The following is a 24,240-nucleotide window of genomic DNA, read 5'->3' on the forward strand; positions in this document are numbered from 1 at the left end:
GGTCGTCAGCGGGCCGTCACGGCTCGCGTGGACCGGCGGTCCCCGGCGGCGAACTCGGCCGTCACCGCGAACCGGTCGCCGCGCACCACCGTGTGCCGCCACTCCACCGGCCGGTCGCCCGCCCTGCCCTGCCGGTGCACCGAGAGGCAGGCGACGTCCGGGCCGCACTCCAGCAGCGCCCGCTCGGCGGCGGTGGGCACCACGGCCCGGATCTCCTCGCGGCTGGTGTCCAGCCGGACGCCGGTCCGCCCGGACAGCACCGCGTACAGGCTGGTGCGGGTGAAGTCCGCGCCCAGGATCGGCGCGGCCAGGTCGGCGGGCAGCCACGCGCGGTCGATCGCCAGCGGTGCGCCGCCGGCCAGCCGCAGGCGCTCCAGGTAGACCAGCGGCGTCGACCCCTCCAGGTCGAGCCGGTCGGCGACCACCCCGTCCGCCCGCACGTCCAGCGCCCGGACCACGCTGCGCTGCTCCAGCCCGGCCGCCTCGACCGAGGCGAACAGGCTGTAGAGGGTGTCCAGCGGCTGCTCCACGTCGGCGGCCGGGCTGACCCGGGGCTGGCGACCGCGCTCGGCGACCACCAGGCCCTCCGCGCGCAGCCGCTGCAGCGCCTGCCGCACGGTGTAGCGGCTCACGCCGTACTCGTCCACCAGGGTCAGCTCGCCGGGGAAGCCGGCGTCGAACCCGCCCGCCCGCAGCCGTGCGACGAGGTCGTCCTGGAGTTGCCGCCACAGCGGCTGCGCGCCGGACCGGTCCAGTGCTCGCGGTGTCACCCCGCCAGTTTCGCACTGCCTTGTCCGACGTCGGGGACGGCGCTAGCGTAGATGTACGGACATTTCGGGAGGCGCGGTGGACGGGATCGTGGTCATCGGCGGCGGCTCGGCGGGGATCACCGTCGCCGCCCGGTTGCGCCGCGCCGGGCGGCGGGACGTGACCGTCGTGGAACCCTCCGACGTGCACCACTACCAACCGCTGTGGACGTTGGTCGGTGGTGGGCGCGCACCGCTCCCGGCGTCCGCGCGGCCGATGCGGTCCGTGCTGCCGCGCGGGGTGCGGTGGGTGCGCTCGGCGGCGGTCGGCGTGGACCCGCTCACCCGCCGGGTCCTGCTGCGCGAGGGCGAGATCGGCTACCGGCACCTCGTGGTGTGCCCCGGCGTCCGGCTGGACTGGCACCGGCTCGACGGGCTGGCGGACGCGGTCGGCCACGACGGGGTGTCCAGCAACTACACCGGGCCGCACGCGGTCGAGATGTGGCGCTTCATCCGCGAGGCGCGCACGGGGTCGGCGGTGTTCGCCATGCCGTCCGGGCCGATCAAGTGCGGGGGTGCGCCGCAGAAGATCGCCTACCTGGCGGCCGACCACTGGCGCGAACGCGGGGTCCTGGGGCGGATGGACGTGCACCTGGTGCTGCCCGGACCGGCGGTGTTCGCGGTGCCGGAGTACGCGGAGGTGCTGGAGGGCGTGGCCCGGCGGTACGGCATCCACGTGCACCTGGGCAGCGAGGTGGTGCGGGTGCGGCCGTCGGCGAGGGAGGTGGTCGTGCGCGGGCCGGACGGCGATCGGCCGCTGCCCTACGACGTGGCCCACCTCGTGCCGCCGCAGAGCGCGCCGGACTGGCTGAAGACCTCGCCGCTCGCGGCCCCGTCCGGCTACCTGGACGTCGACCCGCGCACGCTGCGGCACGTGCGGTACCCGGACGTGTTCGGGCTGGGTGACTGCGCGGGCACGCCGAACTCCAAGACGGGGGCGGCGGTGCGCGCACAGGCCCCGGTGGTCGTGGCGAACCTGCTGGCGGCGGCGGAGGGACGCGACCTGCCGGCGTCGTACGACGGGTACTCGTCGTGCCCGATCACCACGGGCCGGCGGACGCTGCTGCTGGCGGAGTTCGACTACAGCGGCCGTCCCCGGTCGACCGTGCCGTTCCTGGACCCGGTCCGCGAGCGCACCGACCACAACGTGGTCAAGCGCCGTGTGCTGCCGTTCCTGTACTGGAACCTGATGCTTCGCGGCCTGGTCTGATTTTCGCCCGATCGGCCTTGTCCGACCTAGGCAAGACAAGGGCGTGACAACCAGGCGGATCACCGCACCGCTCATGGACGTGCTGGAAGTGCCGGCCGAGGCGTTCCAGCGGGACGAGTCCCCCACGGGTGGACGATCATGAAGGCGGTCAAGCGTTCCGGCCCCACCGTGTACGGCGTCCTCGAACGCCTGGAGGAGTGGGACTGGGTGGTCGGCGAATGGGAGGAACTGGATCCCGGTGAGAGCCGCCCCCGCCGTCGTTCCTACCGGTTGACGCTGAACGGACGGGTCGAAGCGGCAGCGCTCCTGGCGGAACGTCGTCCCGGCGCGCGAGGCACCGTGGGCGACTTCTTACCCAGGGGTGCGGTGTGAGCACCTGGCTGAACGTGGTGATGGGGATATCCCTCGGGCTGGTGGCGAACGAGGTCGGCGAGGTGTCGCCGTGGTTGGCGCGACGGCTCGTCCGGTGGGCGGCGGAGATCCGCTACCCGGGGCGTGCGGAGGAGTTCGAGGCGGTCATCAACGACCGGCCCGGCAAGTTGTTCAAGCTGGCCACGGCAGTGGGTTTCGCCTGTGCCGCGCTGACGTACCGGTTGACGCGCCGCCGTTCCGCGCTGCGCTGGAGCACGACCGGGAAGGCACTGCTGTGGCTCGGGTGCTCGGCGTTGGCGGGCGTGCTGTTCGGCGTGCAGGCCACGGCACTCTCCGCCGAGGGGGAACTCTTCGTCTTCATGAGCGCAACCGGGGCGGTGATGGCGCTCCCGATGCTCAGGGTTCGCCTGGTGCGACCGTTGCGCGGGCTCGCCTTGGGCTTCCTGCTCGTCGGAACAGTGCTGAGTGCCGTCGCCGTCTTCGGCCTGAACAACACGTTCCTGAAGTTGGCCCTGGTCCCTGCGTCGACGTTCCTGAGCTTCGTGCTGCTGCTGATGGCGTTGAGGACGGCGTCGGTGGGGGAACGGCTGGTGGTGCCGTTTCTGGTGGCGGGCATCGTGATGATTTCCGGAGTGTTGGCGCAGCCTGCTCTCACCGCGCTTCCGGGAGACGTGCAGACTCTCGCCTTCCGCATCATGATCGGGTTGCTCGCCGGCGTGTGCGTCAGCGTCGGGTGGTTCGTCCAAGAGGCTCTCACGCGGAAGTGGTTCGCTCCCAGGATGAAACTCTCGCCTGCGCACACCCCGATCAGTCCACAGTGAACTCCGCACGCCGGTCACCTGCCCCGGCCGGCGTGTCGGGCTGCGCTTGCCCGGGCCGGGCCGGTGTCGGCGTGGCCGTCGAGGCAGCCTCGGATTCGGGCATTCGGAGCACTTCTGCGCATCTGTAATGTGCATTACTGTTCGGCGCAGGAGGTGGTCGGTGAACCGGTACGAGCGGTTGAACGCGCTGCTGGAGCTGTTGGCCGAGCGCGGCAAGATCGAGGTGGACGACATCGCCGAGGAGCTGGACGTCTCCGGGGCGACCATCCGGCGCGACCTCGACCACCTCGCCGAGCAGCAGTTGCTGACCCGGACGCGTGGCGGCGCGGTCGCCCATTCGGTCGCCTACGACCTGCCGCTGCGCTACAAGACGGTCCGGCGGGCCGGGGAGAAGCAGCGGATCGGGCGTGCGGCGGCCGGGCAGGTGGCGCGGGGCGCGGTGATCGGCCTGAACGGCGGCACCACCACGACCGAGGTCGCCCGCGCGCTGATGACCAGCGCGGACGTCGGCGGTGCGGACGGTGACGGGGTGATCACCGTGGTCACGAACGCGCTGAACATCGCCAACGAGCTGGCCGTGCGCCCGCAGGTCAAGCTGGTGGTCACCGGCGGCGTCGCGCGACCGCAGTCCTACGAGCTGATGAGCCCGCTCGCGGGCCGCATCCTCAGTGGACTGAGCCTGGACGTGACGTTCCTGGGCGTGGACGCCATCGACCCCGACGCGGGCGCGTCCGCGCACCACGAGGGCGAGGCCGACATCAACCGGTTGCTCGCCGAGCGCGCGCGGAAGGTCGTCGTGGTGGCGGACTCCTCCAAGATCGGCGCGCGGGCGTTCGCGTCCATCTGCGCCATCGGACAGGTGCACGTGCTGGTGACCGACAGCGAGGCGGGCGAGGAGGACGTCCGCCGCTTCCGGGAACGCGGGGTCGAGGTCGTCCAGGTCTGAGCGCCGCACCTGCTGCGGACGTCTCGGCGGTCGGGCGGCGCATCTGGTTGTCATGGGTGCCCGTGCGGAATGACGCACGCCCGTGGGCGAGGACAACGCGTCGCTGCTCGCAGCGGCTGCGCGGGGTGACCAGGAAGCGTGGAACGCGCTCGTCAGCCGCTACGAGGCGTTGCTGTGGTCGATCGCGCGGCTTCCGGCTGGACTCCGCCGACTGCGCCGACGTCGTGCAGAACACCTGGTTGAAGCTGGTCGAGCACCTCGACCGGGTCACCGACCCGGAGCGGTTGGCCGGCCGGCGCCCGCCGCCCGACGACGCACCGCCGCCCGACGAGCCTGCTCGTCGCCCAGCGCGACCAGGCGCTGTGGCGGGCCGTCGACCGGCTCCCGGACCGGTGCCTGGACCAGTTGCGCGCGGGTGCTGGTGACCGGCGCGTCCGGCGACCTGGTGGTGGAGAGCCCGACCGGCCGCCTCGCCGTGCCGATCGGTCCGGACGGCTGGGTGTCCGCCCCGCTCCCGGACCGGACCCTCCGGCTGCGGGTGACCGGCGACGGCGGCCGGACCGTGGTCACCCGCTGGTTCACCGCGTGACCGGCCGCCGCGCCGGTGCTCAGAGGGGAGCGGGCGAGTTGGCCTCCCGGGCCAGCACGTCGGGTGCGCCGGTCGCGTCGGCGGGCACGGTCCACACGTCGTTCACGCCGTCACCGCGCTGCACCCCGTAGGCGATCGTGTTCTCGTCCAGCCACGTGGGCTGGTCGTCCACGCTGCGCGTCTCGGCCAGCGGCGTGACCTCGCGCGTCGCCAGGTCCATGGTCGACAGCCGCCACCCCTGTTGCGGGTCGCCGCCGACGGCCGCCTTGTACGCGATCCGCCTGCCGTCCGGTGACAGCGACGGGCATTCGACGTTGTCCGCCAACGCTTTCACCGTCCGCGCCGCGAAGTCCCCTTCCACGAGGTAGCGGTGGCCGCCGGTCGACATGGTGGCGTAGAACCTGTTGTCGTCGGCGCTGAACGTGACGCCCCAGTAGTTCCGGTCCGCCGCCTGCACCGGTCGACCGTCTACGGAGGACGTGAACTCCTCCAGTGACGCGACCTGCGTGCCGGTCTTGAGGTCCAAGATGCCGGTGGCGGTGGAGAAGCCGTTGGCCGCGTACGAGTGACCGTCCACGAACAACGTCCACGCCACCATCCGCCCGCTGGCCGAGACCCGGGCGCGGTTGGGGAAACCGGTCAGCGGCACGGTGACCAGTTCGCGCTGCCCGGGGCCGAGCACGGCCAGCTCGCCGGCCTTCAGCGCGCCGACCGGGCGCAGGCACGCGGTCGTCCCGCCGGCGGTGTACGCGCGGTCGCAGCGCTCCTCGGTCACCTCGCGCGGCCCGGAGGGGTCGGTGCGGGAGACCGCCGACAACCGGCCGTTGGTGAGCACCTGCACGCGCGGCCCGGTGACGGCACCGGACTCGACGTCGGGTTCGGGCGGGGCCGACAGGGCGGTGTAGCCGACCGCGACCCCGCCCAGCAGCACGGCCGCGACGGCGGTGACGGTGATCCGGGCGCGGGTGGACGCGGCGGTCACCTGCGACGCCCCAACAGCGCGGCGGTGGCGGCGAGGGCGAGGGCCACCCCGACGGCGGCGAGCCGGGTGGCGGTCTCCGGTCCCCAGAACTGCCAGGCGAGGCCGAACAGCACCGACGAACCGAGGTAGGCCAGCGCCTGCCCGCTCTGGATCAGCGCGATCCCGGTGGTGCGCAGCTCCTCAGGCAGCACGGGGCCGGCCAGGGCCATCAGCACGCCGTCCGTCGCGGCGTAGAAAACCCCGTACAGGACCAGGACGGCCGCCACCAACGGCCACCCGCCGAGCGGGCCGAAGATCAGCAGGTAGACCGCGATCAGTGCGCCGTAGCCGCCCAGCACGACGGGCAGTCGGCCGACGCGGTCGGCCAGCGCGCCCAGCGGTGCGGCCAGCAGCAGGTACACCAGGCTCGTGCCGACGGCCAGCAGCGGGAACCAGCCGAACGCGAGTCCCTCCCGCTTCTGCAACAACAGGTACACGAAACCGTCGCCGATGGTGGCCAGGCCCAGCACGGACGCGGCCAGCACCAGCCGCCGAACCTGCTTGTCCCGCAGCAGACCTGCTGCGGCAGCCGGTCGGACGGGGCTGGTGGGCACGGCGGACCGGTGGTCGCGCACGAAGACCACCAGGATGACCACGCCCAGCGCCGCGACGCAGAAGCTGGTGACGAACACCGCGTCGAACGACTCGGCCGCCGCCGCGAGCACCGCCAAGGCCACCAGCGGCCCGATGAACGCGCCGATGCCGTCCATCGCCCGGTGCACGCCGAACGCCCGCCCGAGGTCGCCGGCCGGGGTGGACAGCGTGATGAGCGCGTCGCGCGGCGCGGTGCGCAGACCCTTGCCCGCCCGGTCGGCGGTGATCACCGCGCCGAGCAGCGCGGTGGACGTGCCGGCCGCCAGCAGGCCGAGCTTGGCGACTGCGGAGAGCCCGTACCCGAGAGCCGCCACGGCTTTCCGCTTGGTGGTCCGGTCGGCCAGGTAGCCGCCGACGAGTCGCAGGAGGGTGGTGGCCCCGGTGTAGACCCCGTCGACCACGCCGTACGCGGCGGGGCTCAGCTGGAGGCCGACGACGAGGTAGAGCGGCAGGACGGCGGTGACCATCTCGGAGGAGACGTCGGTGACCAGGCTGACCGCGCCGAGCGCGAACACGGTGGCGTTGACGCCTTTCCAGCCACCGGTCTTCGGCCGGTCGATGGTGGACAGGTACACGGCAGGACCTTCCTTTCCGGGCGCGCGGGGTGCCGCACCCGGCCGGAGGCCGGGTGCGGCGGCCGGGATCAGTGACAGGCGGTGGTGCCGCTGTCGGTGAAGGACTTGCCCGCCTCGGGCACGAACTGCCAGTCGAAGCTGGTGCTGTGCAGGGTCAGTTTCAGCACGCCGTAGGTGTTGCTGTTGCGCACCTCGCTGTTGGGCTTGATCGTGCCGAAGCTGTAGTGGCTGGCACCGCCCATTCCGGCGACGAAGGTCCGGATGCCCCGGGTGTTGTCGAGTGCGCCGCTCGGGTTCTGCGGCGCGAAGCGCTCGTACTGGTGGTTGTGGCCGAACAGCACCACGTCGGCGTTGTAGTCGTAGAGTGCTTGGAACAGCGGGCGGGTGGCGGTCGACGGGGCGTGGTTCGCGCCCGACGTGAACAGCGGGTGGTGCCAGTAGGCCGCCGTGCACGGTTTCGTGCTCGCCGCCAGGTCGTTGCGCAGCCACGTCTCCTGGGCCGAACCCGCCGTCATGCCGATGTTGGAGTTCAGCGAGACGATGTGCCAGTTGCCCAGGTCGAACGAGTAGTAGCCCTGGCCGGCGGGGCCTGCCTGCGCGCCGAAGTACCCGTAGTAGCCGGTCGCACCGCTGGTGTTGTAGTCGTGGTTGCCCGGCGACGGTCGCGTACGCGCCCTGTGCCTGCCCCAGGTCGGGTTGTAGTAGTTGGCGAACTCGGTCGCGGTGCCGTTGTCGTACACGTTGTCGCCGGTGGTCCAGACGGTCCCGGCGATGTTGTCCAGCAGCGCGGCTGTCGCGCTGTCGCCCGATCCGGAGTTCGAGATGTCCCCCGCGCCGACGAACACCGGGTCACCGGACTGCGGCGGCGTGGTGGTCGTGGTCGGCGCCGTGCCGGAGGTGATGACGAGCTGCGGCGCGGTCGCGCCCGTCTCGCGCGAGTCGTAGTCGGCACCGTCGCTGCCCGAGGAGGTCACGCCGAAGCCGAACGTCCCGTTGCCGGTGACGTGGGGGGTGACGTCGACCTCGTACCAGGTGTTGCGGGACACCGCGCCGAGTGAGCCGAGCGCGGGGCCGTCGATCGCGGGTTGGTTGTTCCAGGTCAGACCGGTCTCCGACCACGTGCTGTCGGTCGTCGGCGCGACCGTGCCGCCTTCCGGGCTCTGCGCCCCGGACACGTCGTCGGTGTGCAGCCGCAGCTTGGCACCGGTCACCGCGCCGGAGACGCCCGTGACGCCGAACTTGAGGAACAGGCGCTTGACCGGCGAGCCGTCCACGCCGAGCTGACCGGACGCACCGAAGTTGGTCCCGGTCGCGGAGTTGTCGACGTAGGTGTCGGCGGACGCGGTGAAGGTGGTGGTGGCGGCCGACGCGGCGGGGGCGTTGTCGGACCAGGCGACGGTGGTGAGGGTGGTCGCGGTGAGGACGCCTAAGGCGATCACCGCGCTGGAGGCCCTGCGACGAGACATGTCGAGACCCTTCGCTCGCTGAGTTCGGGACAAGGGCCTGGCAGACGGTAGGGACGCGCGGGCACGGTCGGGTGAGCGCGTGGGGGCGATGTGGTGAACGCCGGCCGAACGCCGTTGTCCGCTGCGTTACTCCGCATACTTGCGGTCGTTGGGCAAGGTGACGGAGTTCGGGAAGGCGGCGGATGTACGACGTGGTGTTGTTCGGGGCATCCGGCTTCACGGGCGGGCTGACGGCGGAGTACCTGGCCGCGCACGCGCCGGAGGGTTTCCGGTGGGCGTTGGCGGGGCGCAGTCCGGCGAAGCTCGCGGCGGTGCGCGACCGGTTGGCCGCGATCGACCCCGGGGTGGGTGGGATCGACCTGCTCTCGGCCGACGTCGACGACGACCGGTCGCTGAGGGCCGTCGCGGAGTCGGCGCGGGTCGTCGCCACGACGGTCGGACCGTACGTCCGGTACGGCGACGGGCTGGTGGCGGCGTGCGCCCGCGCGGGCACCGACTACGTCGACCTGTGCGGTGAGCCCGAGTTCGTCGACCGGACCTACCTGCGCCACCACGCGGCGGCCGAGGCCAGCGGCGCGCGGCTGGTGCACTCGTGCGGGTTCGACTCGGTCCCGCACGACCTCGGCGCGCACTTCACCGTGCAGCGGCTGCCCGAGGGCGTGCCGATCTCCGTGGAGGGCTTCGTCAGCGCGTCCGCCACGTTCTCCGGCGGCACCTTCCACTCGGCGGTCACGGCGTTCTCCCGGCTCGGGGCGTCGGCGCGAGCCGCCCGCGCCCGCCGGCGGGTGGAGGGGCGGCCGGCCGGCCGGGTCGTGCGCGGGCGGGTCGGCGTGCCCCGCTACGACCGGCGGGTCCGGGCGTGGGTGCTGCCCGCGCCGACCATCGACCCGCAGGTGGTGCTGCGGTCGGCGGCGGCGCTGGACCGCTACGGGCCGGAGTTCCGCTACAGCCACGAGATCGCGGTGCGGCGGCTGCCCTCGGCCGTGGGCCTGGCCGGCGGGGTGGGCGCGCTGGTGGCGCTGGCCCAGGTGGCACCCGCCCGGAAGTGGCTGCTGGAGCGCAGGAAGCCCGGCGAGGGACCGTCCGAGGCGGAGCGCGCCGGCTCGTGGTTCCGCGTGCGGTTCCTCGGCGAGGGCGGCGGCCGGCGCGTGGTCACCGAGGTGTCCGGCGGCGATCCCGGGTACGGCGAGACGGCGAAGATGCTCGGCGAGTCCGCGCTGTGCCTGGCCTTCGACCACCTGCCGGACGTGCGGGGCCAGGTGACGACGGCGGTGGCGATGGGCGACGCGTTGACCGCGCGGCTGGTCGCGGCGGGCATCCGGTTCGCGGAGGTCGGGCGCACCGGGCGGTGACCGCTCGTGCGCGGGGAACCGCCGCGCCGGGTGGTGGCGGTCGTCGCGACGGCGATCGGAATTTCTTTCGCGTTCACCTCACGAAGATCGACTCCGGACTCTACGGTTCCCCGCGTGACAACTGCACCCGTGCTGCCCGGGGACTGGCGGCGACAGCTCACCGAAGCGTTCGAGATCCTGCTTCGGCGACCCCTGTCGGACTACCCGGCCGACGCCGTCTACGCCACCTTCCTGGAGGGCAACCTCATCTACGAGCTGGAGTTCGGCCGCGACCCGGCCTGGGTCCGCCCGGTGGCGCTCAGCGGTGCCGAACCGGTCGTCTGGGACATCGCCCTGACCGACGACGCGGCACCGCGACTCGACGCCGCCGGCTCGATCTTCGAACTCGACCTCCGGGGCAGCGCGGCCGACCCGGCGTTCGTCGCGGACGTGGCCGAGGCGTCCTTCGCCAGGCACCTGGTGCGCGGTGCGGACCTGGCGGTGCTGCTGGACCGGCACGGCGTCGACCTCGCCGACGACGCCTGGGCCGGCCGCTGGTCGGTCGTCCACGCACGACTGGCCTCGGACGGCACGCTGTTCGACGGGATGCGCGTCGCGCTCTCGCTCGGGGACCGCCCGGAGGGCCTGCTCCAGCCGGAGTGGGACGCCGACGAGGACTGGCAGGAGGCGCTGGAGCGGGTGGGCGACCCCGCCCTGCGCGCCCACCTCGCCTACTTCTGCACCGACGGCCAGGAGGGCCTGATCTTCTGCGGCGCGGACCGGGAGGGGGGTGACCTGCTCGGCGAGCAGGGCTGCTCGGTGGTCGCCCACTGGACGGAGGGGCAGAGCCAGGTGGAGCTGTCCGTCGTGCGGTTGGGCGAGCTGGTGGCCGGTCCCCGCCCGGCCTGAACCACGTGCGGAATGGACGGCAGCGCAACGGATCCGCGCGCCCGGGACGTGCCGACCGCTCGACGCGCGATCCGCGCGTCCCGGTGTCGCACGCCCCTCCTGCCGTCCGCAATCCTGCGGATTGCCAGGCGGGACAACGGTTCTGCGCGGGCGGAGCCTTGACCGGGACGTCGTGGGGTGAATGATTGCGCTGTGGTGGAAGGTGATCAGGCGGACGGGGATGCCGACCCGGGGTCCGGCGGGCCGGCGTCGGCGCGGCCCGTGCAGTCGGCCGAGGCGGCGGCGTCCGGCGTCGTGATCCAGGCCGCGCGGGATGTGGTCGTCGGCGAGGTGAACTTGCGGACCGGCGGCGCGGTGCGCACCCGGTACCGCCACCAGGTGATGCGCATCGCCCCGTCGGAGCTGGTCGGGCGGGACGCCGAACTGGCCGACCTCGCCGCCTTCTGCACCCGCCCGGCGGCAGGGCCCTACGGGTGGTGGCGGGCGGGGGCGTGGGCCGGGAAGTCCGCGCTGCTGTCGTGGTTCGCGCTGCACCCGCCGGCCGGTGCCCGGGTGGTGTCGTTCTTCATCACGGCCCGCCTCGCCGGGCAGGCCGACCGGACCGCGTTCGTCGACAACGTGCTGGAACAGCTGCTCACCCTGCTCGGCGAGGAGGTGCCGCCGTTCCTCACCCCGGCCACCCGCGAGGCGCACCTGCTGGGCCTGCTGGAGGAGGCGGCGGCGCTGTGCCGGGCGCGCGGCGAGCACCTGGTGCTGGTGGTGGACGGCCTGGACGAGGACCGCGGCGTCACCACCGGGCCCGACTCGCACAGCATCGCCGCCCTGCTGCCCGCGCGGCCGGTGGCCGGGCTCCGGGTGGTGGTGACCGGGCGGCCGGACCCGCCGGTGCCCGGCGACGTGCCCGCCGACCACCCGCTGCGCGACCCGGCGACCGTGCGGGCGCTGGCGGCCTCGCCGCAGGCGCGCGCGGTGCGCGCGGAGATGGAGCGCGACCTCAAGCGCCTGCTGGGCGGCAGCGCCGTCGAGCAGGACGTGCTCGGCCTGCTGGTGGCCGCCGGCGGCGGGCTGACCTCCCGCGACCTGGCCGGGCTGACCGGGACCGGCGAGTGGGAGGTGCGCGACCACCTCGACACGGTGACCGGCCGCAGCTTCACCCGCCGCGACAGCGACCTGGGCCCCGGCCCCGAGGTCTACCTGCTGGCCCACGAGGACCTCCAGGTCACCGCCGTCGACATGCTCGGCCCGAGCCGGCTGGCCGCCTACCGGGAGCGCGTCGACCGCTGGGCGGCGCAGCACCGCGACCGGCGCTGGCCGCCGGACGCGCCGGAGTACCTGCTGCGCGGCCACCACACGATGCTGCTCGCGGCCGGCGACCTGGTCGGGGCCACCGGGCTGGGCACCGACCTGGCCCGCCACGACCGGCTGTTCGAGCGGACCGGTGGCGACAACGCGGCGCTGGTCCAGGTCACCGCCACGCTGGACGCGCAGGTCGCCCTGGACGCGCCCGACCTGGTCGCCGCCGGCCGCCTGGCCGTGCACCGCGACCACCTCGCCGACCGCAACACCCACATCCCGCCGGACGTGCCCGTGCTGTGGCTGCGGCTGGGCCACCCGCACCGCGCGACCGCGCTCGCCCGCTCGATCCCGGACCCGTTCCGGGGCAGCTCGGCGCTGGTGCCGGTGGCCGAGGCGCTGACCGCCGCCGGTCGCGCCGAGCAGGCGAGGTGCCTGCTGGAGGACGCGCTGAAGACCTCGGCCGGCATCGTCCACCACGACCGGCGCAACGCCGTGTCGGCGCGGCTGGCCTCGGCGCTGGCCGAGGCCGGTGACGTGACCGGGGCGCTGCGGGTCGCCCGGTCGATCACCGGCTCCGACCACCGCGCGGTGGCGCTGGCGTCGGTGGCGCTCGCGCTGGACGGCCCCGGGCGCCGGCACCGGGCGACCGCACTGTTCGACGGGGCCGGGCGGCTCGCCCGCAAGATCGTCGACCCCTACCTGCGGTGCACCGCGCTGTGCGCGCTCACCGGGCTGCTGGCGGCGGCCGGCCGGGCGGACCGGGCCGGCGAGGCGGCGGGCGAGGCCCACCGGGTCTCCGCCTCGATCAGCCACGCCGACCGGCACGACCTGACCCGGGTGTCCGTGGCGGGCGCCCTGGCGCGGGCGGGTCACCGGCGGCGGGCCGGGGCGGTCGCCCGCGCCATCCCGGGCTCCGACCAGCGGGCCGAGGCGCTGCTGTCGGTCGCCGGCGCGTCGGTCGACGCGGAGGACCGGGACAGCGCCGGGCAGCTCGTGGGCGAAGCGGTGCGCGCCGTCCGTTCGATCGCGCGGCTCGCCGGACGGGGGCCGCTGCTCGCGGCGGCGGCCCGGACGGCGCTGCGCGCGGGGGACGCCGACCAGGCGCGCGAACTGCTCGGCGAGGCCGTGGCGACGGCCCGGTCCACCGGCGACCCCGATCGGCGGAGCGCGGCGCTGGCGGCGGCGGCCGGGGCGGCGCTGGACGTGGGCGACGCCGACCGCGCGCGGGAGCTGCTCGGCGAGGCCGTGGCCACCGCCCGGTCCGTCACCGCCCCGCAGCGGCACGACCCGGCGCTCGCCACGATCGCCAAGGCGCTGGCCAAGGCCGGGCACGGCGACCGGGCCGTCGCCGCCGCCCGCGCCATCACCGACCTGCACCGGCACGACCGCACCGTGACGGCGGTGGCGAAGGCGCTGGCCGAGGCCGGGCGGCACGACCAGGCGGTGCGGGCCGCGCACGCCGTCTCCGAGCGCGACCGGAGGACCGGCACGCTGGTGTTGGTCGCCAGGACCCTCGCCGAGGCCGGGTGGCACGACCGGGCGGTCGCCGCCGCGCACGCCGTCACCGACCCCGACCGGCGTGACGCCGCGCTGGTCGGCATCGCCCGCTCGCTGGCCGACGCCGGGCAGCACGAGCGGGCCCGGCAGCTCCTGGACGAGGTGCTGCGCGCGGCGGACGCGACCGCCGGGACCTCGCCGCGCCGCCACCGCGCCGTGACGGCGATCGTGGTCGCCCTGGTGCGGACCGGGCAGGCCGACCGCGCCGGGCGCGTGGCGCGGGCCGTGCCCGACCACGACGAGCAGGTGCTCGCGCTGACCTCGATCGCCGGGGAACTGGCGGCGACGGGCTCCCCGGACGACGCCGAACGGCTGCTGGAGGAGGCGCTGCGCGAGTCGCGGGCGTTCACCGGCACGTCCGTCCGGGGTGACGGCGCGCTGGCCGCCATCGCCGACGCGCAGGCCGGCATCGGGCGGCACGACCGGGCCGCGCAGACCGCCCGCGCCATCGCCGACCCCGACCGCCGGCACGCGGCCCTGTCCTCCGTCGCCGGCTCCCTCGCCGACGCCGGCCACCCCGACCGCGCCCGGCGGCTCGTGGACGAGGCGCTGGCTGCCGGCCCGTCCCGCGCCCGACCGGGCTACCTGGCCATCAAGGCGTTCGACCACGTGAACCGCGCCCTGATGGCGATCGCCAAGGCGTTCTTCGCCGCCGGGGACCCCGACCGGGCGGTCGAGGCGGCGCACGCGGTCACCGACCAGCAGCACGCGGCGCTGACGTCGATCGCCCGCGCGCTGGCCGGCGCGCACCGCCCGGACGGCGCGGTCGAGGCGGCCGGCGCGATCACCGACGCCGACCTGCGGCACGCGGCGCTGGAGGCGGTCGCCGAGGTGCTCGCCCGCCAGGGGCACCACGACCGGGCGGTCGGGGCGGCCCGCGCGATCACCGCGCCGGACCGCCGCGCGCCCGCGCTGGCGCTGGTCGCGGAAACCCTGGCGGACACCGGGCACGACGTCCAGGCCGAGGAGATCGCGGAAGAAGCGTTGGCGGCGGTGGACCGGCGCGAGTGGACCAGGGGCCGGGACGAGGTGCGCGCGTCCGCCGCCCGGGTCCTGGCCAAGGCGGGGCGGTGCGACCGCGCCGAGGAGGTCGCCCGCGCGACACCCGACTTCCACCGCTGGGAGTCGGCGCTGGTGCACGTCGCGGCGTCCCTGGCCCGTGCGGGGCACCACGAGCGGGCCGCCGCCCTGGTCGGCACCGTCCCCGGGTCGATGGTCCCCGACCGGGTGCGGGTGCTGGTGGCGGAGGTGCTCACCGGGGCGGGCGCGCACGACCGGGCGGCACGGGTGGTGCAGTCGATCGGATCCGCCGAGCTGCACAGCGTCGCGTCCATGCGACTGGCGCGGGACCTGGCCGAACGCGGGTCGGCGCAGGCGGGCGGCTACGCGGCGCGGGCGTTGCAGGTCGCCCACTGGACGACCGCGCTCGCCGACCTGTGCGCCCTGTCCCCGGCGGCGGCGCTGGCCGTGCACGAGGAGTTCACCGTCTGCGCCGCCCGGCCCGACGAGCCGCCCCGCGCCGACCCGTGACGGCCGGCGGCCCCGGGGTCACCGGAGTCCGGCGAAGAACGCGCGCACGTCCGCCACCAGCAGGTCCGGCACCTCCAGGGCGGGGAAGTGGCCGCCCCGGTCGAACTCGGTCCACCGCCGCACGTCGAACACCCGCTCCGCGACCCCGCGCACCGCCAGGACGATGTCGTGCGGGAACACCGCCACGCCCAGCGGCACCGGGCACCGGACCGGGCCGGGTGGCGTCTCGCGGGCGATCCGCAGCGCGGACCCGGCGGTGCCGGTCAGCCAGTACAGGGCGACGGACGCGATCAGCCGGTCGTCGTGCACCCCGGACGCGGGGTCGAGCCACTCGTCGACCCTGTCGGCCACCCAGCCGAGCAGGCCGACCGGCGAGTCGGTGAGCCCGTAGGCCACGGTTTGCGGGCGGGTGGCGTGCAGGAGCTGGTAGGCGGGCCCCTGCGCGAGGAACCGCTCGACGGCCCGGACCCGCTCGACGTCGCGCGCGGACAGCCCCTCGGTGCTGTGCGGCGGGGGAGTGGGCAGGTAGTTCACGTGCACGCCGACCACCGCGCCCGGCGCGACCGCGCCCAGCGCCAGGCTGATCCCGGAACCCCGGTCGCCGCCCTGCGCGCCGTAGCGCCGGTACCCCAGCCGGTCCATCAGCTCCGCCCACGCGCGGGCGACCCGCTCGACGCCCCAGCCGGCGTCGTGCGTCGGACCGGACGGGCCGAAGCCGGGGATGGACGGGACGACCAGGTGGAAGTCCCGGGACAGCGGCTCCAGGACGTCCAGGGAGTCCAGCACCGAACTGGGCCACCCGTGCGTCGGCACCAGCGGCAGGGCGTCCGCGCGCGGCGAGCGGACGTGCAGGAAGTGCACCCGCTGCCCGTCGATCGTGGTGGTGTGCTGCGGCCACGCGTTGAGCGCCGCCTCCTGGGCCCGCCAGTCGAACGCCTGCCAGCGCTCGACCAGCTCGCGGGCGCGGGCGAGCGGGAGGCCGTGCCCCTCGCCGGGTTCCTCCTCCGGCCGGCGGGTGCGGGCCGGCCGGTCGCGCAGGTCGTCCAGGTCGGCTCGGGGGACGTGCAGGGTGAAGGGCTCGATCACGTCGACTCCGTTGGCCACGCCAATGTTGGCGACGCCAACGTTATCCACAGTCGTTGGGCTTGCCAATGGTTTTCCGAGAAGCGCGGACCGGCCGGGCGACGGGCTGTCGTTCGGCATGGCCACCTGGGACGACGTGCGCCGACCGGCGACAGCGCTGCCCGACGTCACCGAACGCCCGTCGCACGGCGGGCTGACCGCCTGGCGGGTGGGGGACTGGCTCGGCGCGAGCGTGCCGGACCCGGGCGTGAAGGAAGCGCTGCCGGCCGACGACCCGGACGTCTGCTTCACCACCCCGCACTTCGACGGGTACGCCGCCGTGCTCGTGCGGCTGGACCGGATCGGGGAGGGCGAACGCGCCGAACTGGAGACCGAGGCGTGGCTGTGCAAGGCACCGAAACGGGTGGCGGAGCAGTTCGGGGAGGGGCGACCCGGCGGGTGACGCGGTGCGCCCCTGGCGGGGGCGCACCGCGCCGGGTCACCACGTGCTGTTCTGCCAGCCGGTTCCCAGGTACACCTGGTCGAAACCGTTGCCGTCGTGGTCGTCGGTGTACACCACGGTGACCAGGCCCCACGCGTCCACGCCCACGGCGGCTTCGTCCTGCCGCCCCTCGGCGGTCTGCACGGTGGCCTGGCGCGGCAGCCGGCCCTCGGCCGAGCCGTCCGGGTTGAGCCCCTGCGTGACGACGTCCGACGCGACCACGGACGTGACCACCGCCGAGCGCTGGTCGTCGATACCGGCCCGGGGATCGGAACCGGCGACCAGCGTGTCCACAGTGGACGAAGCGGTTCCGTTGGCGGTGAAGGAGCGCACGGCGGTCTGGAGCGTGCCGGTGTGGTCGGTCTCCCACGCCACCACGAAGTCGCCGTTGAAGTTCGCCGCCACCGACGCGTGCCGCTGCTGCCCGCCGCCGGCGGCGTTCACCCCGGCCTGCGCCAGCTTCACGCCACCGGCCGGGGTGAGGGCCTTGCGGGCGACGTTGAAGAAGCCGTTGCCGTCGCCGTCCTCGTCCCACACGACGACCGCGTTGCCCGCCGCGCCCATGGCGACGTCCGGCCGGCGGTGCGTCCCGCCGTTCGCGTGCACCTGCGCCTCGTACGCCTTGGCCGACACGGAGGAGAAGCCCGCCACCCGCACGGTCGGCTCGGTGGTGGACCGGTCGTCCTCCCAGGCCACCGCGAAGCCCGCGCCGTCCGGGTCGGCGGCGACCGACGGCACGCTCTGCTGGCCGTCGGCCGAGGCGTTGGCCGTGGTGGACCCGGCGATCGTCCCGTCAGGGCGCACCACGCGCACGGCGATGTTGTAGAAACCGTTGCCGTCCGGGTCTTCCGACCACACGACGACCGCGCTGCCGTCCTCGTGCAGCGCCACGTCCGGCTGGACGTGCGTCCAGTCGCCGGTGCCGCCGGCCGACAGCTTCTTCTCGTACCGGGAGACGCCGTCCTCGAACAGCCGGAGCCAGACGTCGCTGTGCAGCGGGTCGCCCGGGTTCGCGGCGTCGCGGTCGTCCTCCCACACGACGGCCGTGTACCCGGTGCGCACGGCGGACACGGCGGCGTTGTCCTGGTCGCCGGTCGCGGTCGAGTTGGCGGTGGTCCACGTTGCCGCGGCGGACGCGGTGCCCGTGGTGCCCGTGGTGACGAGCAGCAGCGCGGCGGCCAGTGCGATGATCTTCCTCATGGCGCCTGCAACCCGGGGTTGCCCGCCTGCACGACGTAGCTCTGCACCGTCTTGACCGGGTAGTCCCGCACGGTCACCTTGTCCACGAACCGGAAGTCGACGGCGACCTGGTCCGGCGTGGTGACGGTCCGGACGTACCCGCGCAGGTTCTTGTGGAACTTCACGTGCGGGTTGAGCGCGGACAGGCCGTTGTCGGCCGCGTTGCCGTCACCACCGGAGGTCACCGACGTGGTGACCAGCTCGGTGCCGACGACCCGGTCCTGCGCGGTGTAGTCCAGCATGAGGTTGCTCGCCCACGACCGGTGCACGTCACCGGTCAGCACCACGGTGTTCTTCAGGCCCGCCGCGTCCCAACCGCGCTGGAGCCGGTCGCGGTTGGCGCTGTAGCCGTCCCACGAGTCCATCGACTTCGCGCCGGCCGCCGACGCGAGCTTCTGCGCGAAGAACACCTGCTGGCCCAGGAAGTCCCAGGTGCCGAGCCGCTGCCGCATCCCGTCCAGCAGCCACGTTTCCTGCGCGGCCCCGGTGAGCGTGCGGCCCGGGGCGTCCGCCTCCGGGCACACCTTCGTGCCGTCGCCGCACGCCTGGTCGTCGCGGTACTGACGGGTGTCGAGCATGTGGAACGTGGCCAGCGAACCCCACCGGACGCGCCGGTAGAGCTGCATGTTGTGCGCAGTCGGGGCCTGAGCCGGCCGCAGCGGCATGTGCTCGTAGTACGCCTTGTACGCCGCCGCGCGCCGCGCCGTGAAGTCACCGGCGGGGGAGCTGTCGTTGCGCACCAGGTTGGCGTAGTTGTTCTCTAATTCATGATCATCCCAGACCACCAGCCAGGGCGCGGCGGCGTGCGCGGCCTGGAGGTCCGGGTCGGTCTTGTACTGGGCGTGCCGCACCCGGTAGTCGGCCAGGCCGGAGATCTCCGGGGACGGGGCGTGCTTGCGGACGTTCGTGGTCGACGCCGCACCCTCGTAGAGGTAGTCGCCCAGGTGCAGCACCAGGTGCGGGTTCTCCTCGGCCATCCGGCGGTAGGCGGTGAAGTAGCCCGCCTCGTAGTGCGAGCACGAGGTGAACAGCATGGTCAGCGCCGGGGACGTGCCGGGCGCGGGTGCGGTGACCGCCCGGCCGACGCCGGAGACGAACCCCAGGGCGCGGAACCGGTAGTGGTACTCGCGGCCCGGCTGGAGGCCCGTGACCTCGACGTGCACGCTGTGCGCCCACGCCCGGACGGCGGTCGCGGTGCCGGACTTGACGACCTGGGTGAACCGCTGGTCCGCCGACACCTGCCACTCGACGGTGACGTCGGCGGCGGACATCCCGCCCAGCCCGTCCGGGGCGAGCGGGTTCGGGGCGAGGCGGGTCCAGGCGACGAACCCGTCCGGGGCGGGTTCCCCCGACGCCACCCCGAGCGTGAAGGGGTAGGCGACGGCGTTCGCGGTGGTGGGAGCGAGGACCGTGGCGCCGGCACTGGCGATGCCGCCGGCGATCAGCGTCCGCCGGGTCAGTGGGGACATGAGACGGTGTGCCTCCTCTTCAGGACGGCGCGCGACCGCTGTTCTCGGTGGTGCAGTGGCTTCGCTGGTCGGTGGCGACCCGGTCGGCGCATTCCTAGATGCGTACACGGCCGAGGTGAGCGCCCGCCATCCACCACATGTACACCGGGTGGTCCGCTACGGACTGCGGTGCACGCTCTCGTCGTCGTAGAACTCCTCCACCTCCAAGCCCACGGGCGGCGCAAGCCGTCGACAGGGTGACCCACGACGTCGTCCCGATGATGGAAACCTCGTCTCAGGTGGCGGGTCGCCGTAGCGCGGCCGAATATCCCGTTACGCGATCCTGTCCTCCTGACTACCCTCCGATGTCATGGAGACCATCGACTGATGTCCTCGGCGACCTTGTTCCGTGAACTCGACCACGACGTGTGGGAGCCGTTCCGGAGCGCCTACCGGCACCTCGACGCGGCGGCGTTCCTGGCGGTGCACAGCCCCGATTTGATCCGCGCGGGCGGCCCGGCGAAACAGGTCCTGGGCTACTCGGACTACGCCCGGCAGATGGTGGAGTGGTTCGACCGGGTGCGCGCGAACGGCGACTCGCTCGACATCCGGTTCCGCTTCGTCGAGCGGCTCGCGTCCGCCGACGCGGCCAGCGAGCGCGGGCTGTTCCGGATCGACGCGATCCGCGCCGGCACGCCGAAGGTGTTCTACGGCAGGTTCCACGTCCTCTGCCGCAAGCCGGACAACCGGTGGCGGATCGTCGTGGACTACGAGGCCGACGAGGACGTGACGGAGGAGGTGTTCGAGGCCGCCTCGGCACCGGGGGACGTGGCGGCGTTCGAGGCGTAGTGCCCGGACGCCGATTTCCGCACCCGGTACCTCCCCGTCGCCGAGGCCGATTTCAGTCCACTGTGGACTTTGCGGGTGTGCGCCCCGGGGGTGCGGCTCCGTTGCGCCGGCCGGCGGTCATCCGGGGTTCGCCCGGAGTTGACCTTTCCGTTGCCCTGCTTGGCCAAGCTTGATCGGATGGGCGTTCGGCGGGCTGTTCTGGGCTGAACGGGTGAACCGGTCGGGTGCCGGCTAACGGCGGCCTGGGGGCTGTCGACAGCAAGGCACCGACGTGCGCACACAGGGGGTTGCGCTTCATGGCCAAGAAGAAGGACGACACGCTGTCGGCCTCGCTCCGGCGCTTCGTGCGCACCAAGGGCGCGGAATTCCTGCGCGACGACAACGTGTCCTCGATCGGCATCGGCTACAAGGTCGAGGGCGGCAGGCGGACCGACGAGATCGCCGTGCAGTTCACCGTGAAGCAGAAGGCGGAGCCCGAGGCGCTGGGCGCGCTGGGCACCGCGCTGCTGCCGGAGTCGATCACCGTGGACGGCGTCGAGGTACCCACCGACGTGCTCCAGCGCGACTACCGGACGAACTTCCAGGTGGTCGCCGAGCGGACCGCCGGCGACCGCAAGTCGCGCGTCGACCCGGTCGCGCCGGGGGTGAGCGTCGGGCACGTCACGGTGGCGGCGGGCACCGTCGGCTGCATCGTCTACGACCAGGTCGACGGGACGCCGTACGTGCTGTCCAACTGGCACGTGCTGCACGGGTCGCACGGCGCGGTCGGCGAGGCCGTCGTCCAGCCCGGACCGCACGACGACAACCGGGTCGAGCGCAACCGGCTCGGCACGCTGGTCCGCTCGCACCTCGGCGCGGCCGGCGACTGCGCGATCGCCACCGTCGAGGGCCGGGCGTTCGTGAACGAGATCGTGGAACTCGGCGTGACGGTGGATCGGATCGGCGACCCGGAAATCGGCGACAAGGTCGTCAAGAGCGGGCGGACGACCGGTGTCACGCACGGGGTCGTGCGGCGGGTGGACACCCTGGTCAAGCTGGACTACGGCGGCTCGGTGGGCGTCCGGGAGATCGGCTGCTTCGAGATCGGACCCGACCCGGCCAAGCCGGCGACCGGTGGCGAGATCAGCGCGGGCGGCGACTCCGGCGCGGTGTGGGTGTTCAAGTCCGCCAACGGGAAACCCGGCCGGACGGTGGCGGGCCTGCACTTCGGGGGCGAGGCGGGCGGCAGTTCCGACGAGCACGCGCTCGCCTGCCTGCCGCAGTCGGTGTTCGAGAAGCTCGGTGTCACGCTCAAGCCGCCGAAGTCCGGTGGGAAGCCGGAGAAGTCCGGGTTCGCGGCGGACTTCCTGGGCGTGCCGGTGGGGGTGCCGGTGCTCGGCGCGGCGGCCAAGGCCGACGCGGTCGTGGTCGGCGGCACGGAGGTCGTGGACTACACGCACTTCTCGTTGGCGCAGAGCAAGTCCCGCCGGTTCGCGTTCTGGGTGGCCTGGAACGTCGACGGCCGGACGCTGAAGTCGGTGCCCCGGTCCGGCATCCCGTTCGTGCTCGACCCGCGCCTGCCCGGCCGGTACCAGGTCGGCGACGAGCTGTACAAGGGCAACCGGCTCGACCGGGGCCACGTGGCGCGGCGCGCGGACCTGTTGTGGGGCAGCCAGGCCGAGGCGGAGCAGGCGAACGTGGATTCCTTCTACTTCACCAACATCACGCCCCAGGTGGACGACTTCAACCAGAGCATGAGGCAGGGCCTGTGGGGCAGGCTGGAGGACGCGGTCCTCGCCGACGTCGACGTGGACGACCTCCGGGTCAGCGTCTACGGCGGCCCGGTGTTCCAGGCCGACGACCGGGTGTTCCGGGGCGTGCGGCTGCCCCGGGAGTACTGGAAGGTCATCGCGTTCGTGGAGCAGGGCGCGCTCAAGGCCCGCGCGTTCGTGCTGACCCAGAACCTGAACCAGGTGGAGGCGCTGGAACTCGACGAGTTCCGGGTCTTCCAGGTCACGGTGGCGGAGGTCGAGGCGCGGTGCGGCTTGACCTTCCCGGAAGCGCTCCGGGCGGCCGACACGCTGACCGTGCCCGAATCGCTGGACGACCGGGCCCCGCTGGACGACCTGGCCGCCATCCGGTGGTGAGACCAGACCCGCGCGTCCCACGAGAACGGGGCGCGCGGGTCGTTCCGCCCCGACGACTTGCGCTGTCCGGTGGTGCTCAACCGTGCAGGGCGTGCACCACGATCGCGGTGGAGTTGTCGTTGCCGCCGGCCGCGTCCGCCGCCGCCAGCAGGGCGCGCACCTTGTCGCCGGGCGGCACCTGGCGGGACAGGGTCTCGTGGATCGCCTGGTAGGGGACCTGCTCCGCGATGCCGTCCGTGCACAGGAGGTACACGTCGCCGGGCGCGGTGGTCAGCCGCAGCAGGTCCGGCTCCGGTCGCGCCGGGTGGCCGACGTACCGGGTCAGCTGGTAGCGCGCGGCGGCGGCCTGGGGCGAGTCGAACGGGTACCAGCCGTGCACCGCGCCGAGCCAGGCCATCGTGTGGTCGACGGTGAGCAGTTCCAGCAGGCCCCGGCGCAGGCGGTACGCGCGGGAGTCGCCGAGGTGCGCCAGCCACGTGCCGTCCGGCGTCTCGACCAGCGCGGTGAGCGTGCAGCCGGCCAGGCCGCCGAGCTGCCGGCCGTGCTCGCCGACCTCGCGCTGGGCGGCGGCAACGGCGGCGGCGAGGCCGTCGGCCGACCGTTCCGCGCGCGCCACCAGGTCCACGGCGGTGCGGCCCGCCGCGGCGCTGCCGGGCCCGTCGCCCATGCCGTCCGCGACCACGGCCAGCAGCGGGGACGGGTCGAGGTGGACCACGTCGAAGTTCGCGTGGTAGCGGTGCCCGGTGTCGGTGCCGGCGGCGGCCTGGAACGTCGTCCTCACCCGGCGAGGTTAGACGATCACGGCCGGCGGCCCGGGGGGTTCGGGCTGTGGGAAGCGGTGCGGTCGTCGTCGGCGGGTGGTGCGTGGCGTCCCACTCGTGGTGTGCGGGCTGCTCGTTGGGTAAGGTGAGCCTAACCAAAGAGATGGGGAGTCGTGCTGTGACCAATCCCTTCGACGACGAAGCCGGTACGTTCCTGGTGCTGGTCAACGACGAGGGCCAGCACTCGCTGTGGCCGGAGTTCGCCGAGGTGCCGTCGGGCTGGAACACCGCGCACGGCCCGGACACCCGGCAGGCGTGCCTCGACTACGTCGAGCGCGAGTGGACCGACCTGCGCCCGCGCAGCCTCGCGGACTCGCAGTGACCGTCGCCGCGCCGGAGGTCGTGCAGTACGACCTCGTGCCCCGCGTGCTGCGGGTCAAGGCGGTCCGCCGGCTCACGCCGCGCATGGTCCGGGTGACGTTGGCCGGCCCGGACCTGGCCGGCTTCCGGGAGGCCGCGCCCGCCGACCACGTCAAGCTGTTCTTCCCGGCCGAGCGCGACGGCCTGCCGGCCATGCCGAAGCTCGGTCCCGAAGGGCTGGAGCGGGACCCGTCCGCGCCGCGTCCCACGTTCCGGGACTACACGGTCCGCGCGTACCGCGCGGAGGCGGGAGAGCTGGACGTCGACTTCGTGGTGCACGGCGACGGCCCCGGCTCGACCTGGGCGGACGGCGCGCGCGAGGGTGACGCGGTGGGCGTGCTCGGCCCGCGCGGCTCGGTGCTCGTGCCCCGGGGCCTGGCCTGGTACGTGGTCGCGGGCGACGAGACCGCGCTGCCCGCCGTCGCCCGCTGGCTGGAGGAGGCCGCCGAGGGCGAGCGGGTCTTCGCGTTCGTCGAGGTCGCCGACGAGGCGGAGCAGCAGGAACTGCCCTCGAAGGCCGATGTCGCGCTGACCTGGCTGCACCGGGGCGGTGCCCCGGCGGGTTCCACGACCCTGCTGCACGACGCGATCGCGGCGCTGGTGCTGCCCGACGGCGAGGGTTTCGTGTGGGTGGCCGGCGAGGCGGGCTCCCTCAAGCCGATCCGCCGCCATCTGCGCGACGAGCGCGGCCTGCACCGCGACGCCTACGACGTCGACGGGTACTGGAAGCTCGGGCTGGTCGACTTCGACCACCACGAGCAGGACGAGGACTGACCCCGGTCCGGACCGCCGTCCCCGGGCGGCGTCCGC

Annotated in this window: 21 protein-coding genes; 13 read left to right on the top strand and 8 right to left on the bottom strand. The window is 73.9% G+C overall.

Annotation, left to right across the window (positions count from 1 at the left end; all coding sequences use genetic code 11):
• Positions 1 to 5: 5 nt before the first annotated feature.
• Positions 6 to 770, bottom strand: a complete 765-nt coding sequence (locus tag AB0I60_RS07405) for a GntR family transcriptional regulator (RefSeq protein ID WP_360726518.1) — start codon at positions 768 to 770, stop codon at positions 6 to 8.
• A gap of 76 nt (positions 771 to 846) precedes the next feature.
• On the opposite strand from AB0I60_RS07405, the gene AB0I60_RS07410 reads away from it, so the two are divergent.
• From AB0I60_RS07410 to AB0I60_RS07430, 5 genes are all read left to right on the top strand, one after another.
• Complete coding sequence (locus AB0I60_RS07410; protein WP_360726520.1) at positions 847 to 2,016, top strand: FAD/NAD(P)-binding oxidoreductase; 1,170 nt, start codon at positions 847 to 849, stop codon at positions 2,014 to 2,016.
• A 138-nt stretch (positions 2,017 to 2,154) separates the two neighbouring features.
• Complete coding sequence (locus AB0I60_RS07415; RefSeq protein ID WP_360726522.1) at positions 2,155 to 2,388, top strand: helix-turn-helix transcriptional regulator; 234 nt, start codon at positions 2,155 to 2,157, stop codon at positions 2,386 to 2,388.
• Positions 2,385 to 3,209, top strand: coding sequence for a hypothetical protein (locus tag AB0I60_RS07420; RefSeq protein WP_360726524.1), 825 nt, complete (start codon positions 2,385 to 2,387; stop codon positions 3,207 to 3,209). The genes AB0I60_RS07415 and AB0I60_RS07420 overlap by 4 nt, the downstream gene beginning before the upstream one ends.
• A 160-nt stretch (positions 3,210 to 3,369) precedes the next feature.
• Positions 3,370 to 4,155: a DeoR/GlpR family DNA-binding transcription regulator gene (locus tag AB0I60_RS07425; RefSeq protein ID WP_360726526.1), complete on the top strand. Its 786-nt coding sequence runs from the start codon at positions 3,370 to 3,372 to the stop codon at positions 4,153 to 4,155.
• Between the two features lie 421 nt (positions 4,156 to 4,576).
• Positions 4,577 to 4,744 (top strand): hypothetical protein, encoded by a 168-nt coding sequence (locus AB0I60_RS07430; RefSeq protein ID WP_360726528.1) that lies wholly within the window; start codon positions 4,577 to 4,579, stop codon positions 4,742 to 4,744.
• A 19-nt stretch (positions 4,745 to 4,763) separates the two neighbouring features.
• Here the strand turns inward: AB0I60_RS07430 and AB0I60_RS07435 are convergent, their stop codons facing one another.
• The 3 genes from AB0I60_RS07435 to AB0I60_RS07445 all read right to left on the bottom strand — a co-directional run bounded on the left by AB0I60_RS07435 (position 4,764) and on the right by AB0I60_RS07445 (position 8,400).
• A complete protein-coding gene (locus AB0I60_RS07435; protein WP_360726530.1) occupies positions 4,764 to 5,726 on the bottom strand; it encodes a hypothetical protein in 963 nt (320 codons plus the stop codon).
• On the bottom strand, positions 5,723 to 6,934 hold the full coding sequence (locus AB0I60_RS07440) for an MFS transporter (RefSeq protein WP_360726532.1): 1,212 nt from the start codon (positions 6,932 to 6,934) through the stop codon (positions 5,723 to 5,725). Before AB0I60_RS07440 ends, AB0I60_RS07435 begins: the two co-directional genes overlap by 4 nt.
• Before the next feature lie 68 nt (positions 6,935 to 7,002).
• The gene (locus AB0I60_RS07445; protein WP_360726534.1) at positions 7,003 to 8,400 is read right to left on the bottom strand and encodes a DNRLRE domain-containing protein; all 1,398 of its coding nucleotides are present in this window, start codon (positions 8,398 to 8,400) and stop codon (positions 7,003 to 7,005) included.
• Positions 8,401 to 8,582: 182 nt separating this feature from the next.
• Between AB0I60_RS07445 and AB0I60_RS07450 the strand changes: the two genes are divergently transcribed.
• From AB0I60_RS07450 to AB0I60_RS07460, 3 genes are all read left to right on the top strand, one after another.
• Positions 8,583 to 9,752, top strand: a complete 1,170-nt coding sequence (locus AB0I60_RS07450) for a saccharopine dehydrogenase NADP-binding domain-containing protein (RefSeq protein WP_360726536.1) — start codon at positions 8,583 to 8,585, stop codon at positions 9,750 to 9,752.
• A 114-nt stretch (positions 9,753 to 9,866) separates the two neighbouring features.
• A complete protein-coding gene (locus AB0I60_RS07455) occupies positions 9,867 to 10,640 on the top strand; it encodes a hypothetical protein (RefSeq protein ID WP_360726538.1) in 774 nt (257 codons plus the stop codon).
• A gap of 192 nt (positions 10,641 to 10,832) precedes the next feature.
• Entirely contained in the window at positions 10,833 to 15,023 is a 4,191-nt protein-coding gene (locus AB0I60_RS07460; protein WP_360726540.1) for a hypothetical protein, read from the top strand.
• 18 nt (positions 15,024 to 15,041) lie between these two features.
• Here AB0I60_RS07460 and AB0I60_RS07465 read toward each other — a convergent pair whose 3' ends face one another.
• Complete coding sequence (locus AB0I60_RS07465; RefSeq protein ID WP_360726542.1) at positions 15,042 to 16,109, bottom strand: epoxide hydrolase family protein; 1,068 nt, start codon at positions 16,107 to 16,109, stop codon at positions 15,042 to 15,044.
• A 115-nt stretch (positions 16,110 to 16,224) separates the two neighbouring features.
• On the opposite strand from AB0I60_RS07465, the gene AB0I60_RS07470 reads away from it, so the two are divergent.
• Entirely contained in the window at positions 16,225 to 16,548 is a 324-nt protein-coding gene (locus AB0I60_RS07470) for an MmcQ/YjbR family DNA-binding protein (RefSeq protein ID WP_360726544.1), read from the top strand.
• A 36-nt stretch (positions 16,549 to 16,584) separates the two neighbouring features.
• Here AB0I60_RS07470 and AB0I60_RS07475 read toward each other — a convergent pair whose 3' ends face one another.
• Positions 16,585 to 17,787, bottom strand: coding sequence for a hypothetical protein (locus tag AB0I60_RS07475; RefSeq protein WP_360726546.1), 1,203 nt, complete (start codon positions 17,785 to 17,787; stop codon positions 16,585 to 16,587).
• Complete coding sequence (locus AB0I60_RS07480) at positions 17,784 to 19,295, bottom strand: alkaline phosphatase D family protein (protein ID WP_360726548.1); 1,512 nt, start codon at positions 19,293 to 19,295, stop codon at positions 17,784 to 17,786. The genes AB0I60_RS07475 and AB0I60_RS07480 overlap by 4 nt, the downstream gene beginning before the upstream one ends.
• 366 nt (positions 19,296 to 19,661) lie before the next feature.
• Here AB0I60_RS07480 and AB0I60_RS07485 point away from each other — a divergent pair, with 366 nt between their 5' ends.
• Together AB0I60_RS07485 and AB0I60_RS07490 are read left to right on the top strand one after the other, a co-directional pair.
• The gene (locus AB0I60_RS07485; RefSeq protein ID WP_360726550.1) at positions 19,662 to 20,123 is read left to right on the top strand and encodes a nuclear transport factor 2 family protein; all 462 of its coding nucleotides are present in this window, start codon (positions 19,662 to 19,664) and stop codon (positions 20,121 to 20,123) included.
• 296 nt (positions 20,124 to 20,419) lie between these two features.
• Entirely contained in the window at positions 20,420 to 22,249 is a 1,830-nt protein-coding gene (locus tag AB0I60_RS07490) for a DNA/RNA non-specific endonuclease (RefSeq protein WP_360726552.1), read from the top strand.
• Between the two features lie 76 nt (positions 22,250 to 22,325).
• Here the strand turns inward: AB0I60_RS07490 and AB0I60_RS07495 are convergent, their stop codons facing one another.
• A complete protein-coding gene (locus AB0I60_RS07495) occupies positions 22,326 to 23,030 on the bottom strand; it encodes a protein phosphatase 2C domain-containing protein (RefSeq protein WP_360726554.1) in 705 nt (234 codons plus the stop codon).
• A gap of 158 nt (positions 23,031 to 23,188) precedes the next feature.
• Between AB0I60_RS07495 and AB0I60_RS07500 the strand changes: the two genes are divergently transcribed.
• On the top strand, positions 23,189 to 23,392 hold the full coding sequence (locus tag AB0I60_RS07500; protein ID WP_360726556.1) for an MbtH family protein: 204 nt from the start codon (positions 23,189 to 23,191) through the stop codon (positions 23,390 to 23,392).
• Positions 23,389 to 24,204 (top strand): siderophore-interacting protein, encoded by an 816-nt coding sequence (locus tag AB0I60_RS07505; protein WP_360726558.1) that lies wholly within the window; start codon positions 23,389 to 23,391, stop codon positions 24,202 to 24,204. Before AB0I60_RS07500 ends, AB0I60_RS07505 begins: the two co-directional genes overlap by 4 nt.
• Positions 24,205 to 24,240 lie beyond the last annotated feature (36 nt).

The sequence above is a fragment of the Actinosynnema sp. NPDC050436 genome (assembly GCF_040655415.1).
Lineage (GTDB): Bacteria > Actinomycetota > Actinomycetes > Mycobacteriales > Pseudonocardiaceae > Actinosynnema.